Below are 17,769 nucleotides of genomic sequence, written 5' to 3' on the forward strand. Positions count from 1 at the left end.
CCATTTTTTAATCATTTATACTACTTGTTTTCCCACTCCATTGACTCATACCTTGTTCAACATTAATTACATTATTAAATCCATTTTCAGTTAACTTTTGCGCAGCAAGATCGCTACGATTTCCTGTTCGACAAACTATATAAATTTCATCATTTTTGTTTAAAACATTCATTTTGTTTTCCAAATCTCCCAATGGGATAGAAATAGCGTTAGGAATATGGTTAAAAGCAAATTCTGCATTTTCTCTTACATCAATAACTACAATGTTCTTATCCACATCTATTTTCTTTTCTAGTTCTTCATTGCTAATAATATTTGGGTGTTTTTTTTCATTCGATTCTTCATTAGAAGATTTACGCAAATAATGCTTCAGCACTTCCCCTTCTTCTATTGTTCCTAGATATTGATGTCCAGTGCTTTCAGCCCACGCTTTCATGTCTGCTTTAGAGCCTTTATCCGTCGCTTGAACTTCCAATACTTGCCCTGCCTCTAAGTTTTTCATTTCTTTTTTTGTTTTAACAATTGGCATCGGACATGCTAAACCTTTTGCATCTAAAATTGTATTTGCTTTTAAGTTCTCCATTTTTCAGCCTCCATCACTTATACCTGTTAGGGTATTATTAGTTTTAAAAAAATTTATTCTACTTTTCCTTCCCAAGCAAGCATTCCACCAGTCATATTAATCACATTAAATCCATAATCTTCAAGGAATTGTGTGGCACGACCACTTCTTGCACCAGAACGGCAAACGATGATATATTCAATAGTCTTATCTAATTCATGCATGCGAAACTCAACTAAACCTAATGGGATATTTATAGCACTTGGTATTTTCCCAGTGGCAACTTCATCCACCTCTCGCACATCAATAATATTTAATTTCTTTCCTTCGTTTATTAGAGCCTCTACTTCTTTTACAGTCATTTGTTTCATTAGTTAGTTCTTCTCCTTCTGTTTATTTTAAAACCAAGCACCCATGCCACCTTTGACGTTAGTTACGTTTTTAAAACCTAACCTTTTTAAGACTTTACTTGCTCGTTGACTTCTTATTCCACTTTGACAAATTACGATAACTTCTTTTTCCTTTGAAAGGTCTTTTTCTGCTAGTTGAGCTAGTTGATGGAGTGGTATATTTTTAAAACCTTTAATATGGTTTCCTTTAAACTCTCCATTTGTTCGAACATCCACAAATTGTTTGTTCTTATTATTTATTTCTTTTTTTAATTGATTAGTGGTAATATTGTTAATTCCCTTTATTGGTAAAAACCATCTCATTATGAAAAATACCAATGCAAGGACAAGATAATTTAAATATGTCATATTAAAACCTCCTTTAATCAAGAGAACTTTTACTTTTATCTAGTTAGATAAATAGATTAACATTTCCATCCTCAGCATCCGCTAAATAAGCAGCAACACCTGCATATTCTATGTTACCTAATAACTCTTCTTGTTTTAGTCCTAATAAATCCATTGTCATGGTACAAGCTACAAGTTTTACATCTTGTTCTTGAGCCATTTCAATTAATTGTGGTAAAGGCATAGCGTTATGCTTTTTCATAATATCCTTAATCAGCTTAGGACCCATTCCAGCAAAGTTCATTTTGGATAACCCCATTTTATCAGCACCTCTAGGCATCATCTTGCCAAACATTCTTTCCATAACCCCTTTTTTTACTGCAATATCTTCGTCCTTACGTAAAGCATTTAAACCCCAAAAAGTGTGAAAAATAGTTACTTCATGATCATAAGCTGCAGCACCATTAGCTATAATGTAAGCAGCCATTGCTTTATCATAATCACCACTAAATAGTACAATGGTTGTTTTTTTCTTTTCAGTCATATTGTTACCTCCAGTATTAATTTAACCCATACCCGCATGGGTATTGTAAAAAGCAAAAAATTATCCCTTTTTAATCCAAAACTTCAATACACCATTTTCTTCTTTTTGACTCAATAATTCGTGACCTACTGTTTTAGACCAGGCTGAAAGATCATTTATTGCCCCTTTATCTGTTGTATGAATTTCTAATATTTGACCAGTTTCAAGTTCAGTCATTGCCTTCTTTGTTTTTACAATTGGCATCGGACATGCTAATCCTTTTGCATCTAACAATTTGTCGATTTTCACTAGTAATCATCCTTTCTAATACCAATACCCCTATGGGTATAATGATAATTAAAAAAAGAGAAGGTGTCAACTCTTTCTTATCTGCTTTTTACAAGTAGGTTTACAGCTTCTTTTACTAATTCCTCTGTATTCTCACCATTTTTATCAGCTTCCCGAACACATTCAATTAAATTTGAACTAACAATCAATCCTATTGTTCGGTCAATTCCAGTTCTTGATGCAGATAATTGTGTAATTACTTCCTTGCAATCTTTATTCTCTTCCATCATTTTCAAAATTCCTCTTAACTGCCCTTCTATACGTTTTACTCTATTTTTTATTTGTTCATTATAATCCATTTTTGTTCACCTCTTTTTATAGTAAATAATCATGTAATGATGCCACTTATAATTAGTGTTTTAATTTTTCATTTTATATCAGGATTTTCATTTATAAAGAATCAGCAGTTGAAATATTTTCACTGACAAGTTTAATAATATACCCCAGGAGGTATAATGTCAATAATAAATTTTATAAAAAAGAACGCTATTAGTTTAGCGGTAAAAAGGATATAGGGCATTAAGAAGTAAGTCCATTTATCATGGTACTTTTATCTATACATCTAATTAAGCGTTCTTCTATATCTTTAGCAATACTCCATGTCATTATCATTTAGAAGGCTTATCAGTGCTGTGGGCCTAGGCATTCCTATTTTTGTTTTTTGTCCATTATTTATGTTAACTTTAATCCTTCGTGTTGGAAGCGGAAACTTATAAAGGCAGAGCCTAAAATTGTCCCATGTAAAGGAAACCCTTTGGCTCCTTCTATTTAGCCATTTAAATAGAAAACTTTCTATTTTCTCTCTGAAGTCGTTAACAGTTTGAATCTATCCTTGATCAATTGAATGTTCTTATCTGTTCTGCTTTAACCATTCTTTAGACTATTTAAGTTTTACCTGGACTTTCTTTCTACTTGTTTTCCTTTTAAAATGAAACTTCCCTTGTTTACTTGTCCGCAATAATGAGTGAATCCAAGAAAACAAAGGTTTCAGGTTTACCTTTCCCTATTCGTTCGGCATTAGTTCTGCAAACCTCCCGAAGGGAATAACCTTCGTTTTATCTTCCGCTATCTCCAAGTTAAATTTCTTCAATCTGGACTTTAAACTGTTCAGCTTCCCTTCTATGTTGAAAACAACATACAAAATCATCTGCGTAACTTACACTAAGTATGCTTATCCTTCACAACGCTTTCTAACCAATATCTCAAACCATAAGTAAGAACATAATGGATATATATTAGTTAAGATAGGAGCTATCACTCCACCTTGCGGTGTACCAGTGTCCGTTTTGTATTTCCTACCTTCTTCCATATAACCACCTTTACGAAATCTGTTGATTATACTCAGGAGGTTTGGGTCAGCTATCCTATGATTTAAGAACTCCATCATCCATTTGTGGTCAACATTATCAAAGTAACCTTTGATATCTACACTTACAATATAACTTACTGCTCTCTTCTCATTATAAAAGTTTAGTATTACCAACGCATCATGACATTTTTATATGGCAGAAAGCCAAATGAACAATTTAAAAAGTCATTTTCATATACTTTGGTAATACCTTTTTGTACAATTTTATCCTCATGTTCCGGTATTACCAGTGGTCTTTTCTTGTCTGAGTTGAGCTTCGGGATATACATTCGTCTTACCGGAACTGGGCGATAACTTTTGCTTTTAAGTCTACTTACCAAGTCCTTGATGTTTTCCTTCGGACTTTCAGCGACTTGTACTTTAGTTGTACCCATAACACCCGATGCCTTCTTGTTCGGCAACTGGTAATGACATTGAATAAGTGACTGTTCATTTAATAGATGTCCAAGAGATGTAAATTTCATTTTACTATCATACTTTGCTAATTCTGCTATCCGAATCCCTAAACGGCATTTGGTTTCCTTGCTTATTATCACTTGTACACCATACTCTTTTAGAAAAGAAGAGACCGATAGGGTATCCCGAGTTGCCGTATCATATCGATGTATAACGTGCCAAGGTCTCTGACTCCAGAGAGGGTTTATCCTTCTTGCCTTTAACAAAGGATAGAATGTTGCTTTCTGCACGCAGTTAAGGCATCAGCCCTCTCAGTATAGAAACGTTTATGGAGCTCAACCCCTGCAACCATATGGCTTTCGGCCCGCTACCTAACTGTCTACGCATAAAGACTAACGTTACCCTCAGTCCTCCAAGACTCGCTACGAACGAATGGCTAGTTCTTACTCGGTGGGAATCCCACCCGCTCTATGATACGACCTAGGCTCGGCCGCACAACTGCCATGTTTCTTCTATTTGCTTATTTTCATTTATTACAGGAATGCTGCCCCTTTTAGCAACATAAGAAAAGCGTACCTTATATTTAAGGAAAGCCCCCGTCACTTTAAGTGAATCATTCACATTCCCATTAAAAGACAGATAAATACAAATAACAAGACAAAGGACAATCTAAAATTTGAATTTCCTTTGTCTTTCTATAAATAGACTTACTTATATTCTATAGTCTGCTCTTTGATTTTCACTCAACTGAAAGTTCGGTTTCTATCACCCATTTATGATTTTTTACCACTGGTCCTCCAGTTGTTGGAATATAATTAATCATATAGACAGTTGTGGGCACTGCTAGATCAATAATTCCTTTTGCCCCCTTCATACCTTCCATATGATTTGCTACTAAAATAACTTCCGTTCCAGGTTTCAAGGTTTTCATACCAGCATCTTTCATTTCTTCTTGGATAACCCACTTATGATTCTTCACCATAGGTCCACCAGTTGTCGGAGCGTAAGTAACAATATAGGCTGTCGTGTTATAAGCTCCTACAATAGTTGCTTTCGCACCATACATCCCCTTCATGTGGTCAGCTTTAACAACTACTTGACTTCCGACTTTATAAATTGGATTTTTTGCTACACTTAACCCTTTAGGAACTTCAGCAGAACCAGAATGTTCACCACTTATATTTTTATCTGAACTATTTTGATAACTATTGCTCCATGCAGATAACATTGACACTAATATTAATATTAATATTACAGATACAAATTTATTAATTTTCATTATGCCCCCCTAATAATTTGTTATAAAAATGCTACATTGTTTCCAAATTTTTTAAAAATATTTATGATTTTAACTTCATTAATCATGCAATGGGTGATATAAACTCTAACAAAGACTAATGCCTCTTTTTCAGCTTTTCCTACCTTAGCTCAATAACTATAAGACCGCTGATTGTGGCAGCCCACCTTCGTAGTCCTTGAGAAGTAACTTGTTTCCTTCCTACCTTAATATAAAAAGCAGTTATAAATAAAGGCTAGTAGGGTATGAAAAAAGTAACGCAAAAAAAGGGAGGGGTTAAAGTGAATAAGTATGGAAGATTTGGAGCCATGGTATTAACGTCTACTATTATTATGCTTTGTCTTATGTACCTTAATACCTACCAGGTAAATCATATTTTTTTTAGCGAAACAAGACTCTATATGGCCATCATGATGGGAGCAGCAATGTCTATAATTATGTTAGTGTTCATGCTGAAGATGTACACCAATAAAAAAGCAAATATCAGCATTTTTATTGGGAGTGCAACAGTATTTGTTCTTTCACTTTTGCTTGTACGAAGTCAAGCTACAGTTAATGATGCTTCGTGGATGAAAGCAATGATTCCCCATCATTCAATCGCTATAATGACAAGTGAACGTGCCACCTTAAAGGATCCAAGAGTAAAAGAACTTGCAAATAATATTATTGATACTCAGAAAAGAGAAATCGAAGAAATGAAAGAACTGATCAAGGAACTTGAAGAAAAAAGTAATTAAAGTTATAGTTCTAAAAGCCGAGGGCAAGAGACCCTCGGCCATAAGACTTTGCAGATGTATACTAGGTTTCTTAATATTTCGGGTCAATCAACTCAAGGTATTCGCTTGTATTCCAAGGTTTTTTAAAAAACTTTATAAAAAACCTAAATCTTTCTTCAACTATCCTCCCTCAATAAACAAACAATAAACTTACACCACAAGTGGTACTTCTATGGATGGTATGGGTCAATTTGAATATGTAGCAAATTCTATTGGAACTGGAGAAGCTCCAGAGCTAGAACAAGCTCCAGGTTATATTCATGGCACACCAAAAAAATATATAAATAACTTGTAATACCCCTATAGCAGTGGGACATCAAAAAAGTTAGCAGTTTAAATATAACTTCTATTATGTTCATCTAATCTGCTTGGATTTTAAGTTAAGAAGGAGGATTTAAGCCTTAAAATCGATAATCTTTACAAACTGAAAAAATATGAAAAACTTATCGCCTAACATCAACTCACATAAAATTTAATCTCATGAAAAGTAGCAATTATACATGCTAATAATCCAACAATACTGACGATAATCAATGAATATAATATTTTTATATCATGTATTAAAAAGAGTGCAGTAATGATTATGGTAGTATCCATGAGAAATAAAATGCCACCCACATTTAAATTTGTCCATTTTGCAAATAAAAGTGCTAGCAAATCCATGCCTCCTGGACTAATATGATACCTTAGCATTACCCCCACCCCTATCCCAATCATGATGGATCCAAAAATAACACTACTCATAATTTGAAGATGAAATACACCGTTTAACGGACCGAATAAATCAATTATAACTCCAGAAATCATCAACCCAATTACACCGTTTTTAAAGAACACAGGCGCTAACTTTAAGGCGAACAAATAAATTGAAATATAATAAGTATAATTGAAACTCCTGTTTTTATACCCCATATATAGTTAACCAACAAGCTTATACCAAAAACTCCTCCATTTATTAAATGAAGAGGCATGATAAATCCATTAATTCCTATACCAATCATGGTACTTCCAAATACTAAATCCTACTACTAATAGCTTCTTTAGCAATGCCTATCATCCCTTATCTATTCATTAATCCAACTTATATATGCAAAGAAGCAATTAGTATGTTTTCTTAATGGAGAGTTATTATATTCATTTTTTATTTTCAATCATTTGCTAGGAATGTACGAACGTATTACGAGCTATCACATAGTTAACTAATAATAGGGATAGACAATCACTATTTAGACGTTATACGGTTTTTTTTAGGGACATTGTTTTTTTTCTTTGCTGTAACAACTGTTTTTAAAAAAACTTAACTATCACAGTATGTTGGAGTTAGTATAGTTTCATGGACACAATTTAATTAAGTCCTTACAATTATTTTGAGAGGATGTGTCCGAATTGGAACGTAAACCTGCAGGCAAAAAATATAACGATGATTTTAAGAAAACGATTGTGGATTTGTATCATTCCGGCAGCCCGGTTAAAGAATTAAGCAGCGAATATGGCGTATCAGAAGTAACGATTTATAAATGGGTGAAAGACTTTACCCCTATTGGTTCAGAAAAAGAGGCGCTGACACCAAAAGAGTTAGCCGAGATTCAGAAAGAAAACCTTTGGTTAAAACAGGAGGTAGAAATTCTAAAAAAGGCTATGGCCATATTCGCGAAAAAGTAACCGAATCAGAGCTCATCGATTTTATCGAGGAACACAAGGATCAATATCCCGTCCAGAAAATGTGCGAAGTACTGGCCGTGCCAAGAAGCAGCTACTATGGCTCCCTTAAAAAAACGACGTCAAAACGTGAACTGGAAAACCAGGAACTCACGCAGGAAATCCAACGGATTCACCTGGAAAGTAAGGCGCGTTATGGTGCACCGAAAATCCATAAGACCTTATCAAACAACGGGGTTTGTTTAAGCCTGAAGCGTGTCCAGCGCTTAATGAGAAAGGCAGGCATCCGTTCGATTACCAGGAAAAAATACCGTCCTTTCCCCTCAAAAGAAAAGGTTGTGCAGCTGGGTAATCTTTTAAAAAGAGACTTCTCTACCTGCACAATCAATGAGAAATGGGTGGCGGATATTACGTATATTCCTACGGTAAAAGACGGCTGGTGCTATCTGGCCTCTGTATTGGATCTGCATTCGAAAAAAATTGTTGGCTATTCTTTTTCTCGTTTTATGACTTCGGAATTAGTGATCGAAGCACTTCAAAACGCCTGTTTTTCTCAAAAGCCCCGAAAGGGCTTAATTCTTCATACCGATCTTGGCTCACAATATACCAGCAGTGAGTTTACTCAGCATGTCCAAAAATACGGAATCAGGCAGTCTTTCAGTCAGAAAGGCTGTCCTTATGACAATGCCTGTATAGAGTCATTTCACGCCATATTAAAGAAAGAAGAAGTCTATCATACCCAGTACACAGACTACCGGGCAGCGAAGCTGGCCATGTTTCAGTTTATAGAGGGCTGGTACAACAGAAACAGAATTCACAGCAGCATCGGCTATCAAACACCTCAAGCTATGGAGGATCAGATTAGAAGAACCGCTTAATACTTAACTTTTTTGTGTCCAAATTATTGACTCAAATCCAATGTATTATTATTAATTCCATTGAAAAAGAATAATTCTGAACAAGTGGGGAAAGTTATAATAGGTTTGATTGGATTTATTCCTTTCCACGTTAAACCCTCACTATCTATGTGAGGGTTTCGTTTTTGTTTTTTTGCAAATACTATATAGCTAAACTGCCCCGATTGTGACATAAGAGTGTTTATTTTCATTTATTACAGGAATGCTGCCCTTATTGTTGCATATACAAAAATGCCTTACCTTTTTAAGCAAAGCTCCCTCACCTAATACTTTAACGCTCAATTCAGGAGTTCACGCGTAATGGTGCGTGAACTCCTAAATTGAGCGTTAATCCTTCTTAGAATGTAATGGAGTGTAACAAAAAAGCGTCTAACCCCTTATATACCAAGGAATTAGACGCCTTTTCAACAGTAATTATTAAACGTTATAAGATTTTAACGCAGACAAGAAGATTTTATTAACCTTATAATCTTGTGTAAGATATTTTTGCAAACATAATAGGAACTGCCCAATAATAAATTATGTATTGGGCAGTTTTTATTATTTATTTATGAACCTTGTCTTTACTATATACAATATTTCCAAGTCCACCATCTAACCTTCTCATATTTTCATCCACCTCTTTTGCAATAAAGGCTTTATGCTCCATAAAAACAAATGGAACATCATCTGTGGTTCCTGCTTTAATATCTTCGCAAAGTGCTAAAATCGAATCTAACATTTCCCTTGGTGCATCTCCACTCCCATGTGACAAATAGACTTTGTCATAACGGCCAGTTGTTCTTTCATTTAACTCCCTCAGTATGTTTTGATAGGAGGTAATACCAAGAGAAAACTCATCAAAGAGGAAAGTAAAGAAATTACATGCATCTCCTAAAAGCAATGTCCTTTCCTCGACAATTAAAATTGTTACTAAGCCAGGGGTATGTCCAGCTCCAACACAAATTTCTAAATTAATGCCACCCAGATTAAAAATATCTCCAGGTAAAAGAGATTTGTATCGTTCACTCGACCCTATATGAATATAGTCCTCCTCCTTTACCCTAGCAAACATCTCCCCCATATTCATTTCAAGGAATCCCTTACGAACACTAAAATCACTGTGCATAGCATAGATTTCTTTATCTGCGGGATTCATATAGACATTATTGAAAACAGGAGCACCCATAGCATGATCAACATGACCATGTGTTAAAAGGACAAAATACGGTTTATCCGTCAAACTCTCAATAAACGCTTTTAAATCCCCTACGCCAGTACCTGTATCAATTAGAGCTGCTTTTTCACTTCCTTCCACTAAATACATGATTTCGCCCGCTGGTCCGAATATCCTAGTTACGCTATCTGAAATTCTTTCTGATTTAAAATAAACGAAAGGTTCCATTATCATATCTCCTGTCTTGAATGTAAAATTTTAAAAACTCATTCCTACACATTCATTAAATCATTCTACCTCTCAATCATTAAAATCTCCTCAGCTGCTTTTTCAACATCATCCGGGTTGATACCAAAGAAGACCAACCTTTTCAGATTGCTAAGGGAATGGGACATTCCATCGGCATCTCCTTGAGTGATCATTTGAGTCACAAAGGGTATTCTTCTCTCAAGGATTTCCAGTGCCTGTGGATGTTTGACCAAGTCGGTAAGGCGAGTATTCACACTAAATATACTTTTATAGTTCTTTTTCGGAAAATAACTGAATTCATGAATTCCTGCTTCCAAATGAAGAATCTCTTCCTTGTATTCTGGTAATTTTACTTCCGCAGTCCGGGCGAATGGCACCTCAAATCGAATACTAACACTACCATCTTCATTAATTTTCCATAACGAGGTATACTTACCACTAATAGAATTATATTCTGCAGTGAAATACTGAAATTTCCCATTAATTTGGGGCTCAAACAACACTTTTTTAAATCCTGCCTCCAGTGGTCTAATTCCCCCTAAATCACGATAAAGATACTCCACAACTGCTCCATAAGCGTAATGATTTAAAGAGTTCATTATAGTTCCACTCATGCTTCCGTCTTCTAATACTGAATTCCAACGCTCCCATATCGTTGTGGCACCTAAATTTACACAATAAAGCCAGCTTGGGAATTCTTCTTGGAATATGAAATCCAACGCTTCTTCTACCAGGCCATTTTCAGCCATAACCCGACACATAATTGGAGCCCCCACGAAGCCACCGGTAAGTTTATTACAATCTTTATATAATCTTTCCTTTAAACCTTCTACTATTTTTTCTTTCTCAACATAAAGACCAAAATTCAATGCCACTAAGTAACCAGTTTGAGTATCAATACTTAACCTCCCTGCTGGTGTAAAATACTCATTTAGAATAGCCTCTTTAATTTTGAGAGATAAGTTTCTATATTTCTCCTCATCTATCGTATTGCCTAATACACCCGCTGCTTCAGCAACTAATCTAGTCGACTCATAATAGTAAGAAGAGGCGATAAAATGATCATCTGTACCTCCTTTAAAACTCTGTGGAGATCTTCCATCTTGCGCCAACCAGTCACCTATTTGCGAGCCAAAATCATACAAATATTTTTGTCCTCGTTTTACATCTTCTACGGTTATATAATCTACCCAGTCTTTCATCATCGGGTAATGGGTTTCCAGACTCGATTTATCTCCGTAATGATCAAAAAGAACGGTTGGTAAGAATGTTCCAATATCTCCCCATACACTGCATGCAATGGGTTGACCAAAAACCGGAATAAAGCCAGGGACTATTCCATTATGTTTTTTTTGTTCTACTCTAAGATCATGTAAGAATTTATTGTAGAATGCCCTTGTATCCATGTTATAAGAGGCTGTTCCGGCAAAAACCTGAGCATCTCCAGTCCAGGCAAGACGTTCATCCCTCTGTGGGCAATCTGTAGGAAAATCAATGAAATTTGATTTTTGTCCCCATAAACAGTTAAGAAAAAGACGATTAATTTTCTCATCGGAAGTATTAATTAATCCAACTTGATCTAAATCGGAATAAATCACCTTTCCAATTATATCCTCTTTTACTAATTCTCCAATCCAACCTATTACTCGAATATACCTAAATCCAAAAAAGGTAAAGTGTGGTCTAACTGTTTCTATTGTCCCATCAGAAATATAAATAAACTGAGATTTAGCCGAACGATAATTAGCATTATAAAAATTTCCATTTTGTAGGATTTCACCAAAATCAAATATTAACTTTGTTCCTTTAGGAAACCTATTTTGAAACTCTATTATTCCACTTAAATTCTGCCCCATGTCTAATACTGTTTCCCCTGCCGGTGTATAAATAATTTCTTCAACACTTAAAATCTCTTTTTCAATAACGGGAATACTATATCGACTAATTAGCTTTTCTTTATCTAAGTTTACAATTCGCACTTCTTTCTCCATATTACTCTTTCCATTCCAGAGCATTCGATTTAGTATTTCACCATCATAAATATCACTTAGTTCTATATCAGAGCCAATGTATTTCCAACTTTCATCTGTGCTAATAATTTCTATATCACCATCTAAATAAGTGATATGGAGTTCTGCAATACACGCAAATTCATTTCCAAAGTTCTCCTTTAAGTCACCTAGTCCGAACCTTCCTTTATACCAACCATTCCCGAGTATAATTTCTAATATATTTTCCGAGGTCAGCATCCCAGTTACATCAAATGTTTGGTACTGGTACTCGCTATGGTAATCACTATAAAGAGGAGTTAAATATTCATTTCCTACTTTTCCATGGTTGATATATACTTCATATAATCCTAAACCACTCACGTAAAATCGTGCATTTGTTATATCTTTACTTATAATAAACTTTTTACGAAACAGCGGATGGAAGGTATCTTCCTTTTGAGTGCCAATCCAATTGGCACTCCATTTTTCATCCATTTTCCCTGTTTCAAAGGTAGCTGCTTCACTTGTAGCTATTTCCCCTTGATCTGTTTCCACTTCAATCCGGTAAAAGTATTTCGTTTTTGGCTGGCAATCTAAAAGGATTTCTTCACCTATAGAGTCTAATGACTCGCCCTCCTTAATATATAAAACGCTTTCGAATGTTTCTTTATCGCTTACTTCAATTTTAACTCTTTTCTGTTTCTTTGCTTTTGTCTCAATTACTTTCCAAGAGCATTTTAGTATATCGTAAGAGAAACCTACTGGGTTATTTATACCATTAATTCTTAATTCAGTTACTTTCATTTTATTCTCCCTATCGCTAAATTATTTTAAAAGTGTTTATTTGGATAACTAGGATATAATCCTACTCTTATCTGCTGCCTCTTCTCTTCTTTTCTTCACTTCGTCTAAAATCCTCAATCTTTCTTTCCCTTTGTACTTGCACATAAGAAGAGGAATGGAACCTAAAAGGGCGCTTATCCCAGCACCTAAGACAAAAATAAAAAATATCCCCTGTAGTGTTGATGAGGCCTGGATTGTTGCGTTAGTATTAAAACCTACAATCGTTAAGACTACACCAGTAATAAATGAAGATAGCGCTGACATTATTTTTGCTGTTAGTGACTGTGTAGCAAACATTAAACCTTCAGCACGATATCCCGTTTTCCATTCAGCATAGTCAATTGAGTCAACTAAATATAATGTAGATAATGTCATGTTCATCGACATAAATAACCCCGAAAAAATTGATATGACAAAAACAAATATTAAATTTTCATAACCTATCGAAAAATAAATTGCACCAACTATTAACGAAGCAACTGAACTGTAAAGGAACAATTTTGTGATTTCAATTTTTTTAAGTAATTTTGGAACAAGGAAAGGTGTTGATAAGAAACCTATCATAATTGGAATCATAATAAACGACATCAAAGAGATACTCCCAAGATTATATATAGCATAATAGCTAGTTAGTGCCTGAGTAACCATTGTTAGTACCTGTAGAAACTGACTAATAATATATGCCTGCAAAGGTTTGTTTACTTTTAAAATATTTATCATACTCTTGAATGTAATCTTTTCTGTTTGTGGTTTCACCCTCTCATTCGAAACCAGGAAGAGTATTACAAAACTAATTGCTGCCAGGAATGAAAATATCCAACCTACATACGAATATCCTTGACCACTATAAGGTTTATCTGCAAAATAAGATACTAAAATACCCCCTGTTAATGATACAACCAGTGCACCAACTGTTGTTGCAGTTCTTGTTAAACTAACGATGGAGTTTCTTTTGTCAGAATCAGTAGTCATAATGGCTGACATACTCCAGTAAGGAACATCAAAAAGAGCAAAGCCAATTCCCCAAAGTGTATAAATAACAACGACATATGCTATTTTTAGCGATTCTGAACCAAAACTCGGATTAATAAAGAGTAAAGCTGTCATAGCAGCCCAAAATAGGCCTCCAAATAGAATATAAGGTCTAAGTTTTCCAAATTTTGTTCTTGTGTTATCCATTAAAACACCAACAATTGGATCACAAAAGGCATCCACAAATTTCGTAATTAATAAAATTGTTCCAACTGTAATAGGAGATATTTTCAGAACGGCGGTGGCAAATATCATAAAAAAGGTTGATACAATTCCGGAGAGGATAGAATCTCCAAGGCCACCAAAAGTATAACTGACCATTTCTCTTTTCTTAAAAGGGACTTTCGACGACTTTTCGTAATATTGTTCAAAATTACTTAACTTCATCTAACACTTCACCTTCCTTTTTACATCTACTTGTGATTTGTTTTTCCATCCAGCATTCACTAACTTTTTAATACATTTTTCATGGGTTCCCATATGGCTATAGTACAGCATGAAAACCCTTCCACCAATATCCAAAGCTGTTGTCTTGACTAACCAAAAGTGATACATTAAGTCTGGAGGGTTAATATATGAATTATGAAGAATTAAATGATTTTTTATATAAATTATCGGATATTGAAATAGAATTACAAAACTCTACTGATATCACAGATGAAACGTTAAAAGAATTAATATTAACCCCTTACTCATCTAGTAAATTGACTTCAAATGAAGCTAATTACTGGTTTAATTTCACTGATTCTATAATGAATAGTCATAGTCATCCTTCTTTTTCTTACACCTTAGCTGATGGGATATTAAAACTAAATGTTACTGAAGATATCTTTGTAGTTTCAAGACATACTCGGTTTGCTAAAATGCTAAACCATACCCATGATTTGTTTGAAATGAACTATATTTATAGTGGCACTTTCATTCAAGAAGTTCAGGGTGAAAAGTTAACATTAAGTGAAGGGGACATCTTATTCCTTAATAAAAATGTAGAACATTCTATTAATAAAGTAGGAAAAGAGGATATTTTAATAAATTTCTTGGCTAAGAAGGACTTTTTTGACAATCAATTTATTTATAAAATTTTAGGTGATAATGTTTTAGGAAAGACAATTGCCTCAATTATAACGAACACGGCTAAAGAAAAAAATTTTTTATTATTTCGTACTGCAGATAATTGGCAAATTAAACAAACAATCCAAAATATACTCTGTGAAGCTTTCAGCAGTAAGAGCACTAATATTGAAATTATAAAGGCTTATATAGGTATATTATTTAGTAGGCTTTTAGAAAGTAATAATTATGAATTGTTTTTAAAGGAAAGTATGAAAGATTCTAGTATATCTATATTGGAGTTATTAGCATATATAGAGGAAAATTTTTTGGATCTTACACTTGAAGAAACAGCTAAACATTTTAAATTTTCATCAGCACATTTAGGTAGAATAATAAAAAGAGTAACAGGGAAAAACTTTTTAGCTATTGTTCAAGAGCTGAGATTTAAGCACGCTTCCATGTTGCTGCAATTTTCTAATAAAAGTATTGATGATATTTCTAGAGAAATAGGTTACAATAATTTAACTTATTTTTATAGAAAGTTTCGTTTATTTTATGGGGTTACTCCTAATGAGTATCGAAATGAAGTAACAATAGAGACGAAAAATAATTCTACTTGAGATAATTTCCACCTATCAGCTGGATTACCTTGATGGTTAAATTATAATAAGAACGTCTTATCCCATGTAGGGTTAAGACATTCTTATTATGAAGGTTAGTTAAACCTTATAGTATATTTATCGCAATTATAGATTCATATATGCATTGTTTAAACAGGAGATATATCCCGTAATAGATATTACCTCAACATTATTGCTACGATTGACATAACCAATTGATATGGCTTTGATGTAAGTGCTGGAAATACACCATTAACTAAATTTAAATAAAATTAGCAGGGAAACTCCTGGATTGATTAATCATTAAAAATAAGAACTCCTAAATTAAAATGATTGGAGGGTTCTTATTTTTGGATTGGCACATAATATTTATTATTACCAACTTGTATAACTAATTAAATCATATTCTTGAAAAATTCTGTAATTTCCTCAAATGGTATAATATTTGTCTTGTCATACAAATCTGTATGACAAACATTTGGAATAACTGTAAGTTTTTTATTATCACCCTTTAATTTTTTAAATGCGTCTTGACTAAAGTATAAAGAATGATCTTTTTCACCATGTATCATTAGAACAGCATTGCGAATTTCATTACTATATTGTAAAAGTAGAATATTCATAAATGATAAAGAGGAAGTTGTATTCCATCCATCATTAGAATTTAATGATCGCTCATGATACCCACGATTTGTTTTATAATAATCGTAATAATCTTTTACGAAAGATGGCGCATCTTCTAGAAGAGGATCTACTACTCCACCTGCTCTTTTATATTCTCCATTTTTATAATCTACCGTTCTTTGTTCATTTAAACTTTTTCTCATTTCATAACGCGCTTCTTCATCTACTGCATCAAAGTACCCTTGAGCGCTCACACGTGACATAACATACATTGTAGATGCAACCGTGACCTTGATTCTTGTATCATTAGCCGCAGCATTTAAAGTCATTCCTCCCCATCAACATATACCAATAATGCCTATTTTTTCAGGGTTAACATTCTCTTGAACAGATAAGAAGTCTACAGCTGCTTGAAAATCCTCTGTATTAATGTCAGGTGATGCAACATTGCGTGGTGTTCCTCCACTTTCACCTGTGCGGAATCAGTCGTCTAATGTTTGGATATTCAAACGATTTGTTTCTAATTCTAATGCAATTGACAGCCCCCAAACACAAGTCAAAGTAGCACCAGCAAAGGGAAAAGTTTTTAGACACTTGACAGCCCTTAAAACTAGTATTTCTGAAACGTACAGACGAATTAAATAAGTTAGACCATACATACAAGTGATTATGTTTCTAAGGAGTTTGTACAAGCTGTTAAACCATTCTACAATGACGCTAAAATTTTAGAAGAATAATGGCAAGTGGTTCGGATTGATACATACATATTAGAGGACTATATTAGATGATCAGACTATTTTACATACTGCTATTCATTCATTTAAACGAATGATTGGAAAGTTGAACAAGAAATATTAGAAGAAGCACTAAAGATGGCATAAAAAAAGACCCCCAACAGCTGGGAAGCCGTTGAGGGAAAGGAAAGTAACAGGTTACTAATGCTGTGCCTGATCTACTGTGACGCCACTATAATTAGCAGCGTTGTATTTTAATTAAACTCTTTTACTATATCTAATCTATATCTTTACTATGATAGGGATTCTTTTAATAGTTATATTAGTGTTTTTTTCTATTGGTGCTTTAGCACTCGAACGAAGTGAGAAATATCTTTTAATTTGATTCTATGGAAATGAATAGACTTCTCCTTTCCTTCTGGGCTTTCGCCAAAGCTGAAATAGATGCCCTAGCAAAAGAAATTGAAGAATATAATATCATCAAATCTATTCCAGGAATCGGTGGAAAAATCGCGGCAACGATTATATCCGAGGCCGGTGAAATAGATCGATTTACAAGTCCCAAAAACTTGTCGCCTTTGCGAGCATTGACCCTAGTGTCTTTGAATCAGGTAAATTTAGAGCTACATCAAAACCGTATTACTAAACGCAGTTCAAGTAGGCTGCGTCATGCTTTATATATGGCAGTCGGAGCAGCCAGCAGCCATACAAGAAAAGCGTAAAGCACGGACAGATGAACAACTCCTTCCTCTAAAGAAGAGATTAAGAGAATATTACGATAAAAAACGGGAGGAAGGTAAACCCTATAAAGTCACTATAATTGCTTGTGCAAATAAACTTTTACACTGGATATATGCACTGTTGAAAAACAAATCTACTTTCC

20 protein-coding genes and 1 pseudogene are annotated in these 17,769 nt (G+C 34.2%); 6 read left to right on the forward strand and 15 right to left on the reverse strand.

From position 1 onward, the window contains the following. Window positions 1–7: 7 nt before the first annotated feature. From M3600_RS25630 to M3600_RS25670, 9 genes are all read right to left on the reverse strand, one after another. Window positions 8–583, reverse strand: a complete 576-nt coding sequence (locus M3600_RS25630; RefSeq protein ID WP_251648050.1) for a sulfurtransferase TusA family protein — start codon at window positions 581–583, stop codon at window positions 8–10. 53 nt (window positions 584–636) lie between these two features. After that, window positions 637–933, reverse strand: a complete 297-nt coding sequence (locus M3600_RS25635) for a rhodanese-like domain-containing protein (RefSeq protein WP_127742323.1) — start codon at window positions 931–933, stop codon at window positions 637–639. A 27-nt stretch (window positions 934–960) separates the two neighbouring features. Then, window positions 961–1,320, reverse strand: a complete 360-nt coding sequence (locus tag M3600_RS25640) for a rhodanese-like domain-containing protein (RefSeq protein ID WP_251648051.1) — start codon at window positions 1,318–1,320, stop codon at window positions 961–963. Window positions 1,321–1,363: 43 nt separating this feature from the next. Further along, window positions 1,364–1,843, reverse strand: coding sequence for a DsrE/DsrF/DrsH-like family protein (locus M3600_RS25645; RefSeq protein ID WP_251648052.1), 480 nt, complete (start codon window positions 1,841–1,843; stop codon window positions 1,364–1,366). 60 nt (window positions 1,844–1,903) lie between these two features. Further along, window positions 1,904–2,131, reverse strand: a complete 228-nt coding sequence (locus tag M3600_RS25650; protein ID WP_127742317.1) for a sulfurtransferase TusA family protein — start codon at window positions 2,129–2,131, stop codon at window positions 1,904–1,906. A 77-nt stretch (window positions 2,132–2,208) separates the two neighbouring features. Continuing rightward, window positions 2,209–2,469: a metal-sensitive transcriptional regulator gene (locus tag M3600_RS25655; RefSeq protein ID WP_127742315.1), complete on the reverse strand. Its 261-nt coding sequence runs from the start codon at window positions 2,467–2,469 to the stop codon at window positions 2,209–2,211. Between the two features lie 872 nt (window positions 2,470–3,341). Continuing rightward, complete coding sequence (locus M3600_RS25660; RefSeq protein ID WP_251648053.1) at window positions 3,342–3,653, reverse strand: reverse transcriptase/maturase family protein; 312 nt, start codon at window positions 3,651–3,653, stop codon at window positions 3,342–3,344. After that, complete coding sequence (locus tag M3600_RS25665; RefSeq protein WP_251648054.1) at window positions 3,647–3,913, reverse strand: hypothetical protein; 267 nt, start codon at window positions 3,911–3,913, stop codon at window positions 3,647–3,649. Before M3600_RS25665 ends, M3600_RS25660 begins: the two co-directional genes overlap by 7 nt. 761 nt (window positions 3,914–4,674) lie before the next feature. Beyond that, window positions 4,675–5,214: a YdhK family protein gene (locus M3600_RS25670; RefSeq protein WP_251648055.1), complete on the reverse strand. Its 540-nt coding sequence runs from the start codon at window positions 5,212–5,214 to the stop codon at window positions 4,675–4,677. 299 nt (window positions 5,215–5,513) lie between these two features. On the opposite strand from M3600_RS25670, the gene M3600_RS25675 reads away from it, so the two are divergent. Both M3600_RS25675 and M3600_RS25680 read left to right on the forward strand, forming a co-directional pair. Next, window positions 5,514–5,969, forward strand: a complete 456-nt coding sequence (locus tag M3600_RS25675) for a DUF305 domain-containing protein (RefSeq protein WP_251648056.1) — start codon at window positions 5,514–5,516, stop codon at window positions 5,967–5,969. A gap of 211 nt (window positions 5,970–6,180) precedes the next feature. After that, window positions 6,181–6,303 (forward strand): manganese catalase family protein, encoded by a 123-nt coding sequence (locus M3600_RS25680; protein WP_251648057.1) that lies wholly within the window; start codon window positions 6,181–6,183, stop codon window positions 6,301–6,303. A 161-nt stretch (window positions 6,304–6,464) separates the two neighbouring features. On the opposite strand, the gene M3600_RS25685 is transcribed toward M3600_RS25680, so the two are convergent. Beyond that, entirely contained in the window at window positions 6,465–6,815 is a 351-nt protein-coding gene (locus tag M3600_RS25685) for a YitT family protein (RefSeq protein ID WP_251648069.1), read from the reverse strand. A gap of 41 nt (window positions 6,816–6,856) precedes the next feature. Further along, window positions 6,857–7,009 (reverse strand): YitT family protein, encoded by a 153-nt coding sequence (locus M3600_RS25690; protein ID WP_311315975.1) that lies wholly within the window; start codon window positions 7,007–7,009, stop codon window positions 6,857–6,859. A gap of 385 nt (window positions 7,010–7,394) precedes the next feature. On the opposite strand from M3600_RS25690, the gene M3600_RS25695 reads away from it, so the two are divergent. Beyond that, window positions 7,395–8,545, forward strand: a protein-coding gene (locus M3600_RS25695; RefSeq protein ID WP_251648058.1) for an IS3 family transposase whose coding sequence is annotated in 2 segments (ribosomal slippage) — window positions 7,395–7,644 and window positions 7,644–8,545 — 1,152 coding nt in all. Because the reading frame shifts where the segments join, the coding sequence is not laid out codon by codon here. A gap of 583 nt (window positions 8,546–9,128) precedes the next feature. Here the strand turns inward: M3600_RS25695 and M3600_RS25700 are convergent. The 3 genes from M3600_RS25700 to M3600_RS25710 all read right to left on the reverse strand — a co-directional run bounded on the left by M3600_RS25700 (window position 9,129) and on the right by M3600_RS25710 (window position 14,242). Next, window positions 9,129–9,968 (reverse strand): MBL fold metallo-hydrolase, encoded by an 840-nt coding sequence (locus tag M3600_RS25700; protein ID WP_251648059.1) that lies wholly within the window; start codon window positions 9,966–9,968, stop codon window positions 9,129–9,131. A gap of 65 nt (window positions 9,969–10,033) precedes the next feature. Next, window positions 10,034–12,784: an alpha-L-rhamnosidase gene (locus M3600_RS25705; protein ID WP_251648060.1), complete on the reverse strand. Its 2,751-nt coding sequence runs from the start codon at window positions 12,782–12,784 to the stop codon at window positions 10,034–10,036. A 48-nt stretch (window positions 12,785–12,832) separates the two neighbouring features. After that, window positions 12,833–14,242 carry an MFS transporter gene (locus M3600_RS25710; RefSeq protein WP_251648061.1) on the reverse strand — a complete coding sequence of 470 codons (1,410 nt, stop codon included), beginning with the start codon at window positions 14,240–14,242 and terminating at the stop codon, window positions 12,833–12,835. 188 nt (window positions 14,243–14,430) lie between these two features. Here M3600_RS25710 and M3600_RS25715 point away from each other — a divergent pair, with 188 nt between their 5' ends. Next, complete coding sequence (locus tag M3600_RS25715) at window positions 14,431–15,528, forward strand: AraC family transcriptional regulator (RefSeq protein WP_251648062.1); 1,098 nt, start codon at window positions 14,431–14,433, stop codon at window positions 15,526–15,528. Between the two features lie 395 nt (window positions 15,529–15,923). Here the strand turns inward: M3600_RS25715 and M3600_RS25720 are convergent, their stop codons facing one another. After that, a complete protein-coding gene (locus M3600_RS25720; protein ID WP_251648063.1) occupies window positions 15,924–16,481 on the reverse strand; it encodes an alpha/beta hydrolase in 558 nt (185 codons plus the stop codon). Between the two features lie 800 nt (window positions 16,482–17,281). Between M3600_RS25720 and M3600_RS25725 the strand changes: the two genes are divergently transcribed. Together M3600_RS25725 and M3600_RS29460 are read left to right on the forward strand one after the other, a co-directional pair. Next, the gene (locus M3600_RS25725) at window positions 17,282–17,608 is read left to right on the forward strand and encodes a transposase (RefSeq protein ID WP_251648066.1); all 327 of its coding nucleotides are present in this window, start codon (window positions 17,282–17,284) and stop codon (window positions 17,606–17,608) included. A gap of 40 nt (window positions 17,609–17,648) precedes the next feature. After that, window positions 17,649–17,769 (forward strand): annotated as a pseudogene (locus tag M3600_RS29460) (IS110 family transposase); the annotation flags it as partial.

Source organism: Niallia sp. MER 6 (genome assembly GCF_023714395.1).
GTDB lineage: Bacteria > Bacillota > Bacilli > Bacillales > Cytobacillaceae > Niallia.

What these genes read in the sequence shown, in the direction of transcription:
- M3600_RS25715 (WP_251648062.1), top strand. Translation starts at nt 14,431, where the DNA reads ATGAATTATGAAGAATTAAATGATTTTTTATATAAATTATCGGATATT.
- M3600_RS25640 (WP_251648051.1), bottom strand. Translation starts at nt 1,320, where the DNA reads ATGACATATTTAAATTATCTTGTCCTTGCATTGGTATTTTTCATAATG.
- M3600_RS25700 (WP_251648059.1), bottom strand. Translation starts at nt 9,968, where the DNA reads ATGGAACCTTTCGTTTATTTTAAATCAGAAAGAATTTCAGATAGCGTA.
- M3600_RS25635 (WP_127742323.1), bottom strand. Translation starts at nt 933, where the DNA reads ATGAAACAAATGACTGTAAAAGAAGTAGAGGCTCTAATAAACGAAGGA.
- M3600_RS25670 (WP_251648055.1), bottom strand. Translation starts at nt 5,214, where the DNA reads ATGAAAATTAATAAATTTGTATCTGTAATATTAATATTAATATTAGTG.
- M3600_RS25680 (WP_251648057.1), top strand. Translation starts at nt 6,181, where the DNA reads ATGGATGGTATGGGTCAATTTGAATATGTAGCAAATTCTATTGGAACT.
- M3600_RS25645 (WP_251648052.1), bottom strand. Translation starts at nt 1,843, where the DNA reads ATGACTGAAAAGAAAAAAACAACCATTGTACTATTTAGTGGTGATTAT.
- M3600_RS25720 (WP_251648063.1), bottom strand. Translation starts at nt 16,481, where the DNA reads ATGACTTTAAATGCTGCGGCTAATGATACAAGAATCAAGGTCACGGTT.
- M3600_RS25685 (WP_251648069.1), bottom strand. Translation starts at nt 6,815, where the DNA reads ATGATTTCTGGAGTTATAATTGATTTATTCGGTCCGTTAAACGGTGTA.
- M3600_RS25725 (WP_251648066.1), top strand. Translation starts at nt 17,282, where the DNA reads ATGAATAGACTTCTCCTTTCCTTCTGGGCTTTCGCCAAAGCTGAAATA.
- M3600_RS25655 (WP_127742315.1), bottom strand. Translation starts at nt 2,469, where the DNA reads ATGGATTATAATGAACAAATAAAAAATAGAGTAAAACGTATAGAAGGG.
- M3600_RS25710 (WP_251648061.1), bottom strand. Translation starts at nt 14,242, where the DNA reads ATGAAGTTAAGTAATTTTGAACAATATTACGAAAAGTCGTCGAAAGTC.
- M3600_RS25690 (WP_311315975.1), bottom strand. Translation starts at nt 7,009, where the DNA reads ATGATTGGTATAGGAATTAATGGATTTATCATGCCTCTTCATTTAATA.
- M3600_RS25665 (WP_251648054.1), bottom strand. Translation starts at nt 3,913, where the DNA reads ATGGGTACAACTAAAGTACAAGTCGCTGAAAGTCCGAAGGAAAACATC.
- M3600_RS25705 (WP_251648060.1), bottom strand. Translation starts at nt 12,784, where the DNA reads ATGAAAGTAACTGAATTAAGAATTAATGGTATAAATAACCCAGTAGGT.
- M3600_RS25630 (WP_251648050.1), bottom strand. Translation starts at nt 583, where the DNA reads ATGGAGAACTTAAAAGCAAATACAATTTTAGATGCAAAAGGTTTAGCA.